Here is a 16,952-nt window from a genome sequence, read left to right as displayed (position 1 = left end):
GGCTCGGAGATGTGTATAAGAGACAGGTCGATCCATTCGAGAGACACCTTCGCGCGTGATCCTCGGGCCGTCGCGAACGGCGTCGTGCGCCGGATTCGGCCGGGAGATATCGTGCTCCTGCACGACGGGCACGAATCGCGAGCACCAGCATCGCCCGCTCATCCTCGAAGCGCTGCCGTTGTTATTGCGGGGCCTGCGTGAGCGCGGCCTGAAGTCAGTGACCGTCAGCGAGCTGTCGAACGAAACTCAGCCGGCGACGCCGGCTCCCAACGACGCCAGACTCGCCGCAGATGATGTGCGGAACTGAAGCCGCTGCGCTCGGCAACGCGCTCCAACGCTAGATCGCTGTTCATCACCATTTCTCGCGCGACCGCCACTCGCAGGCGCTGCACGTAATCGAGCGGTGAGCATCCTGCGTGCTCGGCGAACAAGCGGCCGAGATTTCGCGCACTCATACAAGCAACGGCGGCGAGCCTGGTCGCTGACCAGTCCGCCGCCGGATTGCGAGCGACGGCGTCCTGCACTCGATGAACTGCAGGATGAATGTGATTTCGATGCATGACCCACGCGGACAGCTGCGGATCAGCCGTCGTGCGCCGCATGTAAACCACGAGATCGCGCGCCACGGCCACGGCGACCTTGTGGCCTAACTGCTGACCGATGATGTGCAGCGCCAGGTCGACACCGGACGTGACACCCGCGCTCGTCATGATGTGTCCGTCTTCGACGAAGATGCGATTGCCATGCACGGTCGCGCTCGGCTCGAGCTTCTCCAGCCTGTCGATGAGGTCGTGATGCGTCGTGCATTCGCGTCCCCGCAGCAGCCCGGCATTCGCGGCCAACAGGCTGCCCGAACAAACACACATCAATGTGACAGTTGGGTTGCGAGCAACCAGCTGCACCCACTGCGTGAGCTCCTTGGTCGCCTACGATTCCAGATCGAGCGCGGCAGTCGTGACGCCGGTAATCACGACAATCGAATGATCCGGGACTTCGGCGGGCAGGCGCTGCAGCTTGTGAAGGTGCAGGCCCACGCAGGATCGCAACGACGAGGTGGTGCCGGCGAACTGCAAATCGTAGCTGTCGGGAACGAGCTTGCTCGCCAGCCGGAACGCCTCGGCGGCGCCGGCGACGTCTAGCAACACGACTTCAGGCAGCAGTGCGAACAGCACCGTCCTCATATCGATACCTCGTCAGATCACCACGGCTGCCGACTGCTGCACCTGAGCGAATCGGCCCTGCAGGACCAGCTCGGTGCGGTCGCGAATCTCCGCCGATGTATAGGTGCGGCCCGATCCGGACACCATGGGAAAAGTCAGGGTGGCATCCATCGCGTAGCTCACACTATAGCCGAGATCCGAGGCATGACGCGTCGTGGTCTCGCAGCACTGCTCGGTGCGGATGCCGGTGACGATCAGCCGGTCGATCCCATGAGTGCGCAGCCAGTAGTCGAGGCTCTTGCCGTTATTCGTGGTCGCGAACATGGCCGAGTGCACGGCCTTGGTGAACACTTCGGTGGGCCGGATATCGAGCTGCTGCAATGTTTTGATCAAGCCGGACTCGTAGGAAAACGCGTTTTCCGCACCCTCCTCGTCCACATGGAACACCTGCAGCACCGGCACGCCTGCCTGGTGGGCGCGGTTCACGAGCTGTTGCAGGCTCTGAATGAACCCAGGCAGCTCCGCGTCGTTCCAATACGGACGGCGGGTAAACGACTGCTGCACATCGATCACGAGCAACGCGGATTTCATGGCGACTCCTCCAGGACAACGTAGGGCGCATGATGCGCGCCACGCGGTCCAGGGACGAGAGCGCCTGTCGACAGGCAGCGGTCAAAAACGGTCAGGGGTAGCGGCCGTGTGTTTCCGCGTCCGATTATGACCGGTAGGCTTCGCGCCCGATGCCCTGGATGGGAATGCCCTGCGACTTCAGCACGTCATGCTGGAGCGAGTACATGGCCGCGGCTGCCTCGTCGATAGCTTTCACGAATGCGAGCGAGCCTTTCAGGATGGGCGCGAGCCGTGCCTTGTCCTGGATTCGGGCGGGCGGATATTCGTGCTCGACGACCAGATACGTCTTGGCCGGATCGATCGACAGCAACTCACGCGCGGCGAGCTGATGATCGAGCCAATCGACAGTCCGGTTCTGCAAATAAGCCAGTGGATCATGGCGCGCGGTGCCCGGCAGCTCGTGCTCACAAAGCACGGTTTGCTTCTTCCACGCGTTGGCCTGATCGGCCGGATTCGGCGACGGCTTGCCATCGATCCAGTCGCCCCGTTGCATGGTCTGGCCGCCGTAACCCCACGCAGCGACGCCACGCGAATCGACAACCTGACCTTTGACGTGAAAGCCGCCGATGAGGAATCCGTAGCCGGCGTCTTTGAGATATTGGAACAGCGACCGCGTGTCCTGCCCCATCAGAATCGCGTGCGACGGATCGTAATGAATTCGAAACTGATCGCCGACGCCATGCCGCTCGCAGATCCGATGTAACGCGATCCACGGGCCCGGCGCGTAAGCGATGTTGTTGTGCCAGCGATCGAGCACGTTCCAGCCCGGCATCGGACACTGCTCGACGCGATAGGTCAGCCCCCGCGCCTTGGCTTCCTTGAGCAGCGGAATGAACACCTCTTCGAACATGACGAGGTTCTGATCCATCTCCAGTTGCGGATTGCGGCCGACGAAACCGCACACTGCATCCGTGCCCAACAGCACGGCGGCATCGAACAATCGCAACATGAAGTCATATTTCTTGCGGCGCGCGCCGGGATCGGCGACCAGCATGTTATCGAAGTAGCCGAGATCGGACAGCCCGACACCGTTCTCTCGCATCGACGCGAGCACACGGGCCGCACGTTGTTTATTGAATGGCTGGCGCAGATCCAGCGTGTTTGCGACCGGATCGAGCATGGCCTCGGCCGGCACATCGCTTTCGCTGGGATGCAGCGCCGAGGAGAGCTGAATGTTCGGCGAGCCAATGTCGCGCGCGAATTGCAGCCATTCTTCGATGGCCAGGTCCGGGTCGGCATCCCGCTGGTCCCGTGGCGTCAGCTCCTGCAGCGCCGCGGTCAGGATGCTGAGTTTCATGGGCTTCGGGGCAAAAGCTGAGGTGCTCATACCCCGAGTCTGGCAGATCATGGAACCGTTTACATCCGGGGCCTGCGGCCGGCGCAGGGCCCGAGCCGGGCGGTGGGAGTATTAACTCAGGGCGGCCTGGTACTCGGCCGGCTTGAACCCCACCAGCAGCTTGGCGCCCTTCTCCAGCACCGGGCGCTTGATCATGGAAGGCTGCGCCAGCATCAGCGCAATGGCCTTGCGCTCGTTCAAATCAGCCTTGTCGGCATCGGGCAATTTGCGGAACGTGGTGCCGGCGCGATTCAGGACCGTTTCCCACCCCGCCTTCTTGCACCACGCCTCCAGGTGCTCGCGGTCGATGCCCGAAACCTTGTAGTCATGAAACTCGTATTTCACACCGTGCTCGTCGAGCCAGGTGCGCGCTTTTTTCATGGTGTCGCAGGCTTTGATGCCATAGAGGGTCGTCATTCAGAAATTGTACTTCACGCCAAAGCGAATGGTACGCGGCTCCTGGATACGGCTGACCCGGCCGTCGATCTGCTCGCCCTCCGGGTCCAGGCCAGCCACATGCGCGGCGTAGTAATAAACGATGTCCTTGCCGTGCTCATCGAGCGCGTTGAGCAGTTCGGCGTAAACGGTGAAGTGCTCCCCCTTCCAGGCGCCGCGCAGATTCAGGCTGGTCTCGGCATCGGCACGCAGCGAGTTGTCTTCGATCAGCGGATATTCACCGAGATGGCGTACGCGCAGACTCGCCTCCCAACGGTCGTGGATCATGGCGACGCCCAGCTCGCCTGCGTTTTCGACGGCGCCGGCCACATACACGCCATCCGGACTGTTTTCGTAGCGGGCGCGACTGCCTGTCCACACCGCGTCGAACGCGAGCCAATCCATCGGACGCCAGAAGCCGACCAGCTCATAGCCGCGCCGTTTGGTCGCCGCACCGGGCTCCACCGAGTTCGAATCGCCGACGAACTTCAGCTCGCTATCCAGATCCAGCCACCAATACGTCGCGGTCAGTCGCACCGGGCCGAGCTCGAAACGCGCGCCGACTTCATGACCCGAGCCTTTGCTCAGCCCGGCTACCGGCGTTTCCGTGTTCACGACGCCGCGCGCGTCGTTGGAATGAAACCCCTTACCCCAGTTGCCGTAGACCTCGATGCGATCGTTGATCGTGTAAGCCGCGCCCAGCTTTGGTGACACTGCGGTGTCCGAGTCCGAACCGGCATCGACACCGTCGATTCGCGCCTTCACATCAAAGTCGTAATAGTCGCCTCGCAGGCCGCCCGTGAGCCGCAGCCCATCGATCGGCCGCCACGCCGCTTCGGTATAGATGCCGGCCGAGCTTTCACGCACCGAGTGCTGACTGATGGTCTCGACGAATTCGCCCGCTTCGGTGTGTTGCAAACCGACGTTGCCAATGTCGTCGTAGCGAGCTTCGACACCAGCTCGCAACGAGATCTGCTCGTTGATCTGGAAGGCGCGCTCGAAGCGGCCACCGCCGATCCAGCGGCGATCGAATTGATTGATCTGAAAGTCATACGTGGCATTCGAGGACATGTGCCAGTCGTAGTACTGCGCGTACACAGTCGCTCGCCAGTCGTCAGCGATCAACCGAGCAGCACCGATCCAGCGCAATGTCTCGCCGACCGCCGTCGGATCGAGCGAGCAGAAGGCGTTCTCGCATACGTCGGTGCCGATGGCGCGCTCGGGAATTTGTTCGGTCGGACGCCACTCGGCGTGGTAGCCCGACAAGCTCAGTTCGAGCCGGACATCATCGAGCGGCAATGAATATTTCACCCACGCAGATTGATGTCGCAGGTGTTCGGCCAGCTCCCAGGGGCCGTCATATGATTTCAGCTCGCCTACTGCGACCAGATTGCCTGCGCCGATCTGAGTCGACGTACCACCTGCCAGACGCTGCCAACCGTATTTGCCGCCCTCCGCCGCCACGAAAGGATTCAGGGTCGCAATCGTGCTCATCTGCGCGGCGCCGGCCATGGAGAAGTCGCCGGTGTCGGCCCGATACGGACCTTTGCGATAGTCGATGCGCTCGATGACTTCCGGGATCAGGCCATTCACATCCAGATAGCCCTGCCCGTGGCCATGGGTGCGCAGGTTCATGGGCACATCGTCGATGTAGTTGGCGAAGTCGGTGCCGTGATCCAGATTGAAGCCGCGCAGGAAGTATTGATTGGCCTTGCCCGAGCCCGAATGCTGGACGGCGATCATGCCTGGCACGACCTCGAGCAGTTCCGCCACTCGCAACAATGGACGCACCGACAAATCGGCACCACCCACCGCGCCTTCGCTCGCGGCGGCAGCACGGCCGATCTGCTGCTCGCCACGAGCGAACACCACGACCTCTTCCAAGGTATCCGCAGCTGACGCCAAGTTGCTGGCGACCAGCAACGTCAAAGGAAACATTGCCGCACGCCCGATGAACCGCTCGACCATGGTCCTGTCCTCACACGTGCCGCCCGATTGCGGCACGAATGTGAGGAGCTTAGGTGGCGGCGGCTGGGCAGGCGCCGTTTATAACGGTTACCGCCCGCCCGTTAACGTGAATAACGCGCGAAGAATCAGGGCGCTACCGCGGCCGACGACGTTGCCGTGTTGGGCCTCTTTTCGAGGATCCAGGCCTGGATGCGCTTGCTCACGACCTCCAGTGGGAGTGCGCCGCTCAGTAGCAGCTTGTCGTGGAATTCGCGCACGTTGAAGTTTTCGCCGAGCGCCTTCTCCGCATCGCTGCGCAGGCTGCGGAACCGCAACTCGCCGATCTTGTATGCCAGCGCCTGACCGGGCCAGGAAACGTAGCGCTCCAACTCAGTCTGGATGTTGTGAGGCGCAAGTGCCGAGTTCTCGGTAAAGCAGCGACGCGCCTGCTCGATATCCCAACCCAGCCAATGAATGCCGGTGTCCGCGACGAGGCGGCAGGCCCGCCACATTTCGTAAGAGTAACGACCGAAGCGCTCGTACGGATCGCGATAGATCCCCATCTCTTCGCCCAGGAATTCCGAATACAGGCCCCAGCCCTCGACGAACGCCGTCGGACTGGTGTTACGACGGAAGTATGGAATTCCGCTCAGCTCCTGCGACAACGCGATCTGCAGATGATGACCAGGCACGGCCTCGTGCACCGTCAGCGCCGGCAGCTCGTACAGCGGCCGCTGATCCAGATGCGAGGTGTTGACCATGTAGCCGCCCGCCTGCCCCTGCTGCATGCTGCCGCCCCAATAGCGCCCGGTCGTGTAACCCTCGGCGATGTCGGCGGGCACCGGGCGCACGCCATAGGTCAACCGCGGCAGCGTGCCAAACAGACGCGGCAGCTGATCGTCCGAACGCTTGGCAATCTCGCTCGCCTTCTCCAGCAGCTCTTCCGAAGTTTTCGCGTAGAAGCGCGGATCGGTACGGAGCATCTTCAGGAAATCGGCAAAGCTGCCCTTGAAGCCCGTCTCCGCAATCGTCTGCTCCATGAGCCCACGAATGCGCGCCACTTCCGACTGACCCAGTTGATGGATCTCATCGGGTGTCATCTGGGTCGTCGTCTCCTGGCGCACAAAGAACTTATAGGAGCTCTCGCCGTTCGGTACGGTGCGCCACGCGAGCTTGGGACGAGCGGCGCGCAGATATTCCTTTTCCATGAAGTCGGCGAACTTCTTCTGCGCCGGCAGAATGCGATCCCGCACGGTCGCAAGCGCCTTGCTGCGATATTCCTCCTGCGCCACCGTCGGAATGCTCGAAGGCATGCGCGCGAACGGCAGTAACAGCGAACTGTCTTCGGGCTTGGTGTTCGCCTGTTTGCGCGCCACTTCGAGCACGCGGTCGGCAACGATGCGCGGCTGCGTGTACTTGGTCTTGATGCCTCGCTGCAGGTTGGCGAGATTCTGCTCGTAATACGACGGCGTTGCTTCCAGACGCGCGAGCCAGGCATCTGCATCTTCACGCGAGCCAATCGTCGTGGTGCGGGCCAGATAATCGAGCAATGTATGGAAGCCGCTGTCGTTCTCGAACGGAATGCGCGGCAGATCGAACGTAAGCTGTTCGACGTGAAGCGCGACGACGCGCGTGAGCAGCTGATGATTCAACGCCGCGTCGTCGGAGAACCCCGACGCATTGATCGCCGCAAGACGCTCGCCAAGGCTCTTGAGTTGTTTCGCGATCGCCTGCTGCGTTTCCGGCCGCACGTCCGGCAACCGGCGCAACGCGTCTCGATCGCCTTCCTGCCCCGCGCTCACCGGATCGTCCTTGCGGATCAGCTGCTCGTATTCGTCGATCAGCGTGTTCAAGCCAGCCTCTTGCGCCACCGCCAGCGAACACGACAACAACAGCGCGAGACCGCTCAAGAAGGATGCGGGACGAGACCTGAAACCCATGAGGCCATCTCCATAGCACGTGGAAGACGGCATCTTGGGCCGGCGGCCCGAGAAATTAAAGAGCCCGCGAACGGACGGCCGCGATGTATACGATGAGCGGTTGGTCAGCGCAGCGCGGCCAGCTCGGTCGAACCCAACCCACCGCGCAATACGCTGGCATGGAAGCCGCGTTCCGCGAGGATGTAAGCGCAGGCCGAGCTGCGGCGACCGGTATCGCAACAAACGATGTAATGCCGGTTGCGATCCAGCGCTTTCAATTTCAGACGCAACGAATGCAACGGAATGTTGATCGCGCCCTCGGCACGATAGTGCTCGAACTCCGACGGCAGCCGCACGTCGATCCATTGCCCGTCTTCGCGGGCCACGATGCGCTTGGCGCTCTCGTAGTCGACCCATTCGAGCAACGGCTCGTGCAGCAGCTTGCGGAAGTCTTCCTTCGCCAGCCGCATCAGCACGCCATCGGTCACCATGGTCACCGTGGCGTTGCGCTTCACGTCGGAGATCAGCGCTTCCTCACCGAAGGTGTCGCCCATCTTGAGCTCGGCGAGGCGTACGCCTTCCTTGTTGAGCGGCGTCTCGCGCGCGACCTGGCAGATGCCTTTGACGACGACATAGAAATAATCGCCCACATCGCCTTGCTTGATGACCACCTCGCCGGCGCGGCAGTCGATGCGCTGCAGCCGCATGAACACGGCCTGGATGTTGGACGGCGGAATCTTGTGGAATGCCTTGGTCTGCAACAGCGCCGTCATCCAGTCGTCCGGACCGGGCGCGTTCTCGTCCAGCCCATTCAACTCCAGCACCTTGTAGGCACCGGTCTGGTCGAGCGTCACCGCGACGTCCAGAAACTCGCTGTCGATCTGGAAATATTCGATGCGGTCGGAGGTGACCACCGCCGAATAAGGCCGCGGCAGCTGATGCGCCAGCGGGCTCTTGGATTTGGGCGTGCCGCTCTTCACCGAGCCGACCACTTCGCCCTCGGCGAGAAAATCGACCGCGCCGCTGATCAGGTAGAAGGTCTGCTTTTCCTCGTCGCCTTCGGTGAATAGCAAGCGACCCTTGGGAGCCTGGCGGCGCGTGATCTTACGGGCGAACACGGTCAGGCTTTCGGGCTTCATGCCGTCGAACGGCGCGAAACTCCGCAGCAGGGCCAGCTCTTTGGGATTCCCGGTTAAGTCCATGAGGCCAGATACTTCTTATTCGACCCGCTTTTTAACCTGGATCAGTATTAGGCAGCCGCCTGGGTTAATCCGCGATGTATCTCACAAACGCCTGACCCGCCAGACGCCAACATTCTGTCGCCCTGCTACATTCTCTGATACCAGGCCGCGGGTAATCCCCGCAGCAGCCAAGCCACCAGCCGCCAGCGTCGCGTGACATAGGCGTGCCGTTTTCGGCCCCGAATTGCAGCAAAGATCTGCTCTGCGGCCTGCTCGGCCGTGGCCATCCAGAACAGCTGCGGGCTCTGCGCCATGGCCGTCGCCACGAACCCGGGCTGGATATCGGTCACCGTGATCGGCACACCGCGCCGATGGCAGCGCTGCCGGATGCCTTCGAGATAGTTGGAAACGAATGCCTTGGAGGCGTTGTACGCCGGCGCGGCCCGACCGCCGCGCAATGCAGCCACCGATGAGATACCAACCAGATGTCCCGAGCCCCGCGCCTCGAGCATCTGGACGGCCGCATTCACCATGGCGGCGAACCCGAGCACGTTGACCTCGATCGTGCGCTGCTCCTCCGACCATTCCAGCTGCGGATTGATGAAGCCCACACCCGAGCTGATTACATACAGCTCTACATCGCCCACCGCGGCGGCCAGCTCGCGCAGCGCCGCCATGGCTCGTTCAGGTTGAGAAATATCGATCGCCTGGCTGAAGGCGGGATTGGGCAGCTGCGCGCGCACCTGCTCGAGCAGATCGACGCGCCGGGCCGCCAGGCCCACCCGGTAACCCTGTTCAGACAAGCACCGCGCCAGGGCCGCACCGATCCCTGAGCTCGCGCCAATGACGATAGCACCCGGCATGATTGACTTAATTCTTGAATGCTTCTTGGAGATCAGGTCGTTAGCCTAGCATCCAGCGCTGTTCACCTTGAGTTCACCCCAGGGAACGGATCATGCTGACAACCGTTCTAAACGGGGGTGGGCAACATGATTTTGGGCAACGCCGACCGCCGACTCACGGATCGATCCAGCGGCCAGCTCCCAGGCAGCAGGTACGTGACCAATTACCTCACACAGTGGCTGACGGCATTCGTTTGCAGCGTGGGCTTGCTCCTCGCTTTCGGCAGCACTGTGGCCCGCGCCCAGCAGCCCGTCGTAGAGCCGGAGCCGGTCGTCGAATCCGAGCCCACGGTCGAGCCGGTCATCGAGCCCGAAACCGCTGCTCAGTCCTCTGAATCTTCCAGTCGCGCCGCGCCGGTGGTCGACCCGCCGAGCCGGGTCGCCCGCCTCGGCTACGTCGATGGCGATGTCACAGTCGCGCCAGCCGGCAGCGATGAATGGGCCGATGCGGCGCTGAATCGACCGCTGACCAGCGGCGATCGGCTGTGGGTCGAAGACAAAGGCCGCGCCGAGCTGCAGATCGGCTCCGCAGCGGTGTATCTAGACGGCGACACCGGCTTTGGCCTGATCGAGCTGGACGACCACGTGCTGCAAGCCAGCCTCACCGAAGGCGTCGCGACCATTCGCGTGCGCCGGCTCGCCGAAGGCGAAACCATCCAGATCGAAACGCCCCACTCCACCGTGCACCTGAATCGCGTCGGCGAATATTCCCTCGAAGTGGACAAGTCCGCCGATCGCACCATCGTCAAGACACGCAATGGCGAAGCGGACGTGAGCGGCGGCGGCAACGAACATTTCACGGTGCGCGACAACGAGCGCGGCGTGTTCACTGGAGTAGAGGCTCTCAGCGGCACCATCGAGCCGCTCGGTCCACGCACCGCTTTCGAGAATTGGGCCAACGATCGCGACGCCCGTAACGAGCGCTCGCAATCGGCGCAATATGTTTCTCGTGACGTGATCGGTTATGAGGATCTCGACGACAACGGCGAATGGATCAGCGAGCCCGAATACGGCTACGTATGGCGACCGACTTACGTCGTCAGCAACTGGGCGCCGTATCGCTATGGCCGCTGGGTGTATGTGTCGCCATGGGGCTGGTCGTGGATCGATGACGCTCGCTGGGGCTTCGCGCCGTTTCACTACGGCCGCTGGGCCTACATTCGCAGCAACTGGTGCTGGGTGCCCGGTCCCCGACACATTCGTCCCGTGTATGCGCCGGCGCTGGTTGGCTGGGTCGGCGGTCCAACGGTCGGTGTCTCCGTCTCGTTCGGCAACGTCGGCTGGTATCCGCTCGGCCCCCGCGATGTTTTCTATCCGGGCTACCGACACACGCCGCGTTACATTCGCTACGTGAATGTTTCCAACACGGTCGTCATCAACAACAACTATTTCTACGGCCGGCGCCTGCCGCCGCCGCACTTTGATTACCACCGCTATCCGGGTGCTGTGACGTCTGTGCCGCGTGATTATTTCGTCGGCGGTCGACGCATCGGCGATCACTGGGTGCGGCCGGACGACAATCAAATGCGCAACTGGCACGGCGTGCGTGAACCGCCCGCCATTGCGCCCTATCGCGAAAGCGTGCTGGGTGGCGCGATTCGTCGGCCGCCGCGCGATGTGGATCGCTTCAACAACATGGGCCGTGGTGATTACTACGCCGGCCGCATGCCTTTCCATCGCGAGCGCAGCGCCATCGAATCCAACGGCAATCGGCCGATCGGCCGCGCCGAACTGGTTCAGCCCGCACCGGGTCCGAAACGCTACAGCGACTTCAATGTGAATCGTCCGACCGGCAAGAATCCGGACGTAAACCGCTACCCTGCGCTGGGCTCGAGTGGTGGCAGCAACCGCCCACGCGAGTTGAACAACGACTCGGTGCGTGAGTGGCAGTCTCGTCGCGACCGTGACAATCGCACCGAAGGGTTGAGTCGCCCGGGGAACAGCTTCTCCACGCCTACGCCTCAACCTGGACAGCGTGAGCGAGATCGCAGCGATGCTCGCGATCGGGTACGGAGCATGCCGGCGGAAGAGTCATCGAACATCCGCCGTAATGATCCCGTGCAACGGGTGCCGAGCAACGGCTATCAGCAAAACGGCACCGGCTTCTATCGTCCGCCTTCCAACAGCAACTTCCGCGAACGCGAGCCGTCACGCAGCCCTGGCTCCGGCGGCAGCGGGCTCAGCCGCACCGAGCCCCGTCAGTACACCCCAGCGCCGTCGCCTCGCAGTGAGCCGCCACGCACGATCAGCGCTCCGCCTCGCAGCGAGCCGCGTAACTTCAGTCCTCCGCCGCGCCAGGCGGCGCCTCCCAGTCACTCGCAACCCTCGCGAGCCGCGCCGCCGTCCAATAGCAGCCCCGGCGTAGGTAACGGCGGCGGGCATCGCGGCGGCGGCAATCGGTCCTGGAATACGCCGAGGGAACGTTAGGCCGCATCCCCACCAAGTCAGCCCGCTTCGATTGCCTCGGAATTCGTAACGCGTTACGATAATTCCATGGCAAAGAAGCGAGCTCGTGGCCGCCCGCCGTCTGCATCAGCTATGTCCGCAGCTGAACGGATGCGTCGTCTACGAGAGCGACGCAAGTCAGCGGGATTGAAGCCTGTGGTTGCCTGGGTTCCCACAGAGCCTCCGGCCCCGGCTACCTACTCATCCCACCGGCTTCTAGAGGCCCGAAGCCTGGCGATGCACGCCGTCATTGCTCGAAAGATCCAGCGCGATCCCAAACTGTTACAAATTGCCCGAAGCAATGTGCAGCGGTGGCGCGAGCAGCGAAACGAGGCGCAACCAGCATGGCTGGACGAGTGGCGCGAACTACTGAATCGACCCTGGGAAGACATCGCGGCTCTTATCACCGAGCCCAGCGAGAATGGTGCACGCCTGCGCCAGTCGTCCCCCTTTGCCGGCATTCTCACCAACCAGGAACGAATGGCGAATCNATCTATGAAGCGTTCCGAGCTTGAGCACATCATTCGCGCGGCGGGCTCGATCGCGAACGACTCCGAGATCGTCATCATCGGCAGTCAGTCGATTCTCGGCCAATTTCCCAACGCCCCCGCGTCGTTGCTGGTATCTGCCGAGGCCGATGTGTTCCCTATGCATCATCCACAGCTTTCGGACCTCATCGACGGCAGCATCGGGGAAGGCTCACCCTTTCACGAAATGTATGGGTACTACGCCCAAGGTGTGGATGACAGAACAGCGACCTTGCCCAGCGGCTGGCGCGAACGGCTGATACGAATCAACAATCCGAACACGGTCGGCGTAACCGGCCTATGTTTGGAAGTGCACGATCTGGCGATCTCGAAATACGTCGCGGGCAGGGAAAAGGATCGGGAGTTCACCAAAGAACTCGCGCGGCACGGAATGACTCAACACGCGACACTCCTCGCTCGGGAGCGCAACACCGACATATCCGCTGAACTACGGAAAATCGTGAAGGCTCGCATCGAACTAGATTTCAAAGAGACCGCGAAGTAAAGATCACGCCTGAGCCGAAGCAAACACTTCGGCCCGAGCATGCATGAGCCTCTTAGGGTCGCTTCAGAGCCCGAGCGAAGGCATCGGCCATCGCTCCGGCGCCGACCGCCTCCTCGCGACGCTGTTGCTGCTGACGCTGCGGCGGGCGTGAATCGCGGTCGCGACGGAAGTCGCCGGAGGCGTTGTCGCGGACGCGTTGGGCGGACTCGTCGAGGCGCATGGTGAGTGCGATGCGCTTGCGCTGCTGATCGACTTCCAGCACTTTGACCTTCACCACATCGCCGGCCTTCACGACTTCACGCGGGTCCTTCACGAACTTGTTCGACATCATGGAGATGTGCACCAGGCCGTCCTGATGGACGCCGATGTCGACGAACGCGCCGAATGCGGTGACGTTGGTGACGACGCCTTCCAGGATCATGCCTTGCTGCAGATCCTTGAGCTCCTCGACGCCGTCCTTGAAGGTCGCGGTCTTGAACTCCGGTCGCGGATCGCGGCCCGGCTTCTCCAGCTCCTTGAGAATATCTTTCACCGTCGGCAAGCCGAACTGCTCGTCGGTGAACTTGGCCGGATCGACTTTCTTCAGCGTCGAGCCGTCGCCCAACACTTCCTTCACGGGCTTCTTCAGCTCCGCGATGATGCGCTCGACGACCGGATACGCTTCCGGATGCACGGCTGAAGCATCGAGCGGATTGTCGCCATTCATCACGCGCAAGAAGCCGGCAGCTTGCTCGTACGTCTTCTCGCCGAGGCGCGGCACTTTCTTCAGGCCAGCACGATTCGCGAATGCACCGTGCTCGTCGCGATAACGAACGATGTTCTCGGCAAGCGTCGACGACAAACCCGAGATGCGCGCCAGCAGCGCTGCAGACGCAGTGTTCACATCGACGCCGACCGCGTTCACGCAATCCTCGACGACGGCATCGAGGCTCTTGGCGAGCTTGGTCTGGCTCACGTCGTGCTGATACTGACCGACGCCGATGGACTTCGGATCGATCTTCACCAGTTCGGCGAGCGGATCCTGCAAGCGGCGCGCGATGGAAACTGCGCCACGCAGACTCACATCGAGATCCGGGAATTCTTTCGCTGCCAGGGCCGACGCCGAGTACACCGACGCGCCCGCTTCGGACACGACGATCTTCGTCAGCTTCAAGTCCGGATGCAGCTTGATCAGGTCGCCGGCAAGCTTGTCGGTCTCGCGTGAAGCGGTACCGTTACCGATGCTGATTAGATCGACATTGTGCTTCTTGGCCAGCAACGCGAGATGGGCAATGGTGCGGTCCCACTCGTTGCGCGGCACGTGCGGATAAACTGTCGCGGTTTCGAGCAGCTTGCCGGTGTGATCGACGATGGCAACCTTCACACCGGTACGCAGACCGGGATCGAGCCCCATGGTCGCGCGCGGACCGGCGGGAGCCGCGAGCAGCAGATCGTGCAAGTTATGCGCGAACACGCGAATCGCTTCCTCTTCCGAACGCTCGCGCAGCGCCGTCAACAACTCAGCCTCCAGCTGCCATGCAAGCTTGACCTGCCAGGTCCAGCGAACGGTCTGCAGCAGCCAGGCATCGGCGGCTTGTTTGCGATCAGCAACGTTGAAGCGCGCGGCAATCTTCAGCTCGCAAGCGTTGAACGGCGCCGGACCGGTCGCCGGCGGCTGCATGTCCTCCGGCAACTTCAGAGAAACCTTCAGCAGCTCCTCCTTGCGACCACGGAACAGCGCCAGTGCACGGTGCGAAGGAACGGTCTTGATCGTTTCGCTGTACGCGAAGTAGTCGCGGAACTTCGCCGCCGGCTCTTCCTTACCTTCCGCAACGGCTGACACGACGACACCGTTGTCCTGCAGATGCGTGCGCAGGTTGTTCAGCAACTCGGCGTCTTCGGCGAACTGCTCGATCAGAACGGTGCGTGCACCTTCGAGTGCAGCCTTTACATCCGCGACGCCCGGGTTGTCGTCGCCCTCCGCCGTCTTGAACGCCGGCTTCAAATACTTCGCGGCCTCGGTCTCCGGCACCAGCGAATGATCGGCTAGCAGCGCCGCCGCCAGCACGTCGAGGCCCGCCTCACGCGCGATCTGTGCCTTGGTGCGACGCTTGGGCTTATACGGCAAATACAGATCTTCGAGGCGCTGCTTGGTGTCCGCGGCCTCGATACTGGCACGCAATGCAGGCGTCAGCTTTTTCTGTTCATCAATGCTCGCAATGATGGCGGCGCGGCGCTCTTCCAGCTCGCGGAGGTAGGCGAGCCGCTCCTCCAAAGTACGCAGCTGCGTGTCATCCAGCCCCCCTGTCGCTTCTTTGCGATAGCGCGCGATGAACGGCACCGTGGCGCCTTCATCCAGCAGCGCCACGGCGGCGATGACCTGCTCTGGTTTGGCCGTCAGTTCGACGGCAATGCGGGATTCAATCGACGGCAGCGGCATCAGGGTCCGATCCACAGAGCGAAAACGAGGCGCGCACTATGAAGAACGAGCCGGGTCGCGACAAGGCTTGTGATTCGGGCGGGAGTGGTCTAAGCAAAGTTCTGTCATGGCCCACCTGAATCGAGGCCGCCTGCCCCAGCCTGCCGCTACACTGACTGGCGCGTTACAACAAGTAACTCAGCATCGCTTTTGTCCTGAAAACGACGGATCGCGGGGATTTCACTGTGCGGATACCACCACCTCGCCTGCGCGCATGGAGCCTGATCGCGCTGGCAATGCTTGTCACGATTGCCGCAGATGCGCGCAATCTGTCTCTACCCGAGGCCAAACCGGAGAGCGTCGGCTTTTCTTCGCAGCGCCTGAAGCTGCTGGATGCCGGTATGAAGGCGGTCGTCGATACCAAACAACTGTCGGGCATCGCCACGGTGCTGGCGCGTCGGGGCCAGATCGTTCATCAAACGACGTACGGGTTGGCCGACATTGCCGGCGGCAAACGCATGGAAATGGACTCCATCGTACGCATCTACTCCATGACCAAGCCGATCACCGGCGTCGCGATGATGATGTTGTACGAGGAAGGCAAGTGGAAACCTTCCGATCCGATCTCGCGCCACATCCCCGAATTCAAGGATCTGAAGGTGTACGCGGGCAATGGGCCTGACGGTCAGCCCATCTTCGTCGCGCCCACGCATGCGCCCACTATCGGCGAGCTGATGTCGCACACCGCCGGCTTCACCTATGGCGTGTTTGGCTCCACGCCGGTGGACAAGCAGTATCAGCAGTCCGCCCCGCTCGCCGCGGCGTCGCTGCAGGAATTCATCGATCGCATGGCCAAGCTGCCGCTGCTGTATCAGCCCGGTGAAGGCTGGGTGTACAGCGTCAGCGTCGACATTCAGGGTTACCTGGTCGAGAAGCTCTCGGGGAAATCGTTCCCCGACTTCCTGCGCGAGCGCATCTTCACGCCGCTCGGCATGAATGACACGGCGTTCCACGTGCCGAAGGACAAGATGTCGCGACTCGCCACGATTTATCAGTGGGGCCGTGAAGATCTCACCGCCCTGCCTCACGACAAAGGCGTGAACGAGCCGCCCGGCCTGCCTTCCGGTGGCGGCGGTCTCTATTCAACGGCGGCGGACTATCTGCGCTTCGCTCAGATGCTCGCCAACAAAGGTCAGCTCGACGGCAAGCGCCTGCTCGCACCGAGCACAGTGGCGCTGATGACGACGAATCACGTGCCTGACCTGGTGAAGAACCAGAGCGGCAAGTTCGGCATTGGCAACTACCGCATGCAGCCGGGCTTTGGCTTCGGTTTCGACGTGGCGATCTATGAAGAGCCGCTGCGAGTCGGCAGCCCCACCGGCAAGGGCACGTATCTGTGGGACGGCCTCGCCGGCACCTGGTTCTGGATCGATCCCACCAACGAGGTGGTATTCCTCGGCATCATCCAGCGCCGCGGCGGGCCGCCGGACGCGCCGAACATCGAAGATCTGTCGCGCCAGCTCACGTTCCAGGCGCTGATCGAACCCGCCAAGTAACGATCTGTCGA

The 16,952-nt window shown here is 62.3% G+C and carries 13 protein-coding genes; 3 read left to right on the top strand and 10 right to left on the bottom strand.

The genetic code is table 11. The features are described from left to right. Positions 1-224: 224 nt before the first annotated feature. From D0550_RS36995 to D0550_RS28755, 9 genes are all read right to left on the bottom strand, one after another. Positions 225-902, bottom strand: a complete 678-nt coding sequence (locus D0550_RS36995) for a GlxA family transcriptional regulator (protein WP_206606599.1) — start codon at positions 900-902, stop codon at positions 225-227. 24 nt (positions 903-926) lie between these two features. Continuing rightward, entirely contained in the window at positions 927-1,181 is a 255-nt protein-coding gene (locus D0550_RS35710) for a type 1 glutamine amidotransferase family protein (protein ID WP_206606598.1), read from the bottom strand. Positions 1,182-1,193: 12 nt separating this feature from the next. Continuing rightward, a complete protein-coding gene (locus tag D0550_RS28785) occupies positions 1,194-1,751 on the bottom strand; it encodes a cysteine hydrolase family protein (RefSeq protein ID WP_116812646.1) in 558 nt (185 codons plus the stop codon). A gap of 124 nt (positions 1,752-1,875) precedes the next feature. Next, positions 1,876-3,087, bottom strand: coding sequence for a sugar phosphate isomerase/epimerase family protein (locus D0550_RS28780; RefSeq protein ID WP_161966116.1), 1,212 nt, complete (start codon positions 3,085-3,087; stop codon positions 1,876-1,878). Positions 3,088-3,198: 111 nt separating this feature from the next. Then, complete coding sequence (locus D0550_RS28775) at positions 3,199-3,543, bottom strand: ArsC family reductase (protein WP_116812644.1); 345 nt, start codon at positions 3,541-3,543, stop codon at positions 3,199-3,201. After that, positions 3,544-5,529: a TonB-dependent receptor gene (locus D0550_RS28770; RefSeq protein WP_116812643.1), complete on the bottom strand. Its 1,986-nt coding sequence runs from the start codon at positions 5,527-5,529 to the stop codon at positions 3,544-3,546. It abuts the gene before it with no gap. Positions 5,530-5,654: 125 nt separating this feature from the next. Beyond that, a complete protein-coding gene (locus D0550_RS28765) occupies positions 5,655-7,448 on the bottom strand; it encodes a DUF885 domain-containing protein (RefSeq protein WP_116812642.1) in 1,794 nt (597 codons plus the stop codon). Positions 7,449-7,552: 104 nt separating this feature from the next. Then, the gene (locus D0550_RS28760) at positions 7,553-8,629 is read right to left on the bottom strand and encodes a cyclic nucleotide-binding domain-containing protein (protein WP_116812641.1); all 1,077 of its coding nucleotides are present in this window, start codon (positions 8,627-8,629) and stop codon (positions 7,553-7,555) included. Between the two features lie 125 nt (positions 8,630-8,754). Then, positions 8,755-9,471 (bottom strand): SDR family NAD(P)-dependent oxidoreductase, encoded by a 717-nt coding sequence (locus D0550_RS28755; protein ID WP_174842521.1) that lies wholly within the window; start codon positions 9,469-9,471, stop codon positions 8,755-8,757. A 126-nt stretch (positions 9,472-9,597) separates the two neighbouring features. Here D0550_RS28755 and D0550_RS28750 point away from each other — a divergent pair, with 126 nt between their 5' ends. After that, positions 9,598-11,937: a DUF6600 domain-containing protein gene (locus tag D0550_RS28750; RefSeq protein WP_116812639.1), complete on the top strand. Its 2,340-nt coding sequence runs from the start codon at positions 9,598-9,600 to the stop codon at positions 11,935-11,937. Positions 11,938-12,003: 66 nt separating this feature from the next. Then, positions 12,004-12,987, top strand: coding sequence for a DUF6036 family nucleotidyltransferase (locus tag D0550_RS36695; protein WP_322109819.1), 984 nt, complete (start codon positions 12,004-12,006; stop codon positions 12,985-12,987). A gap of 52 nt (positions 12,988-13,039) precedes the next feature. Here D0550_RS36695 and D0550_RS28740 read toward each other — a convergent pair whose 3' ends face one another. Beyond that, the gene (locus D0550_RS28740) at positions 13,040-15,406 is read right to left on the bottom strand and encodes a Tex family protein (RefSeq protein ID WP_116812637.1); all 2,367 of its coding nucleotides are present in this window, start codon (positions 15,404-15,406) and stop codon (positions 13,040-13,042) included. Between the two features lie 275 nt (positions 15,407-15,681). Here D0550_RS28740 and D0550_RS28735 point away from each other — a divergent pair, with 275 nt between their 5' ends. Beyond that, positions 15,682-16,941 carry a serine hydrolase domain-containing protein gene (locus D0550_RS28735; protein ID WP_116812636.1) on the top strand — a complete coding sequence of 420 codons (1,260 nt, stop codon included), beginning with the start codon at positions 15,682-15,684 and terminating at the stop codon, positions 16,939-16,941. The last annotated feature ends 11 nt before the right edge of the window (positions 16,942-16,952 follow it).

The organism is Steroidobacter cummioxidans (assembly GCF_003104955.1).
This window is presented reverse-complemented; position numbering and strand designations above follow the sequence as displayed.

Coding starts and splice junctions, on each gene's coding strand:
- D0550_RS35710 (WP_206606598.1), bottom strand. CDS start 1,181: ATGAGGACGGTGCTGTTCGCACTGCTGCCTGAAGTCGTGTTGCTAGAC.
- D0550_RS28785 (WP_116812646.1), bottom strand. CDS start 1,751: ATGAAATCCGCGTTGCTCGTGATCGATGTGCAGCAGTCGTTTACCCGC.
- D0550_RS28780 (WP_161966116.1), bottom strand. CDS start 3,087: ATGAAACTCAGCATCCTGACCGCGGCGCTGCAGGAGCTGACGCCACGG.
- D0550_RS28775 (WP_116812644.1), bottom strand. CDS start 3,543: ATGACGACCCTCTATGGCATCAAAGCCTGCGACACCATGAAAAAAGCG.
- D0550_RS28770 (WP_116812643.1), bottom strand. CDS start 5,529: ATGGTCGAGCGGTTCATCGGGCGTGCGGCAATGTTTCCTTTGACGTTG.
- D0550_RS28765 (WP_116812642.1), bottom strand. CDS start 7,448: ATGGGTTTCAGGTCTCGTCCCGCATCCTTCTTGAGCGGTCTCGCGCTG.
- D0550_RS28760 (WP_116812641.1), bottom strand. CDS start 8,629: ATGGACTTAACCGGGAATCCCAAAGAGCTGGCCCTGCTGCGGAGTTTC.
- D0550_RS28755 (WP_174842521.1), bottom strand. CDS start 9,471: ATGCCGGGTGCTATCGTCATTGGCGCGAGCTCAGGGATCGGTGCGGCC.
- D0550_RS28750 (WP_116812639.1), top strand. CDS start 9,598: ATGATTTTGGGCAACGCCGACCGCCGACTCACGGATCGATCCAGCGGC.
- D0550_RS28740 (WP_116812637.1), bottom strand. CDS start 15,406: ATGCCGCTGCCGTCGATTGAATCCCGCATTGCCGTCGAACTGACGGCC.
- D0550_RS28735 (WP_116812636.1), top strand. CDS start 15,682: ATGCTTGTCACGATTGCCGCAGATGCGCGCAATCTGTCTCTACCCGAG.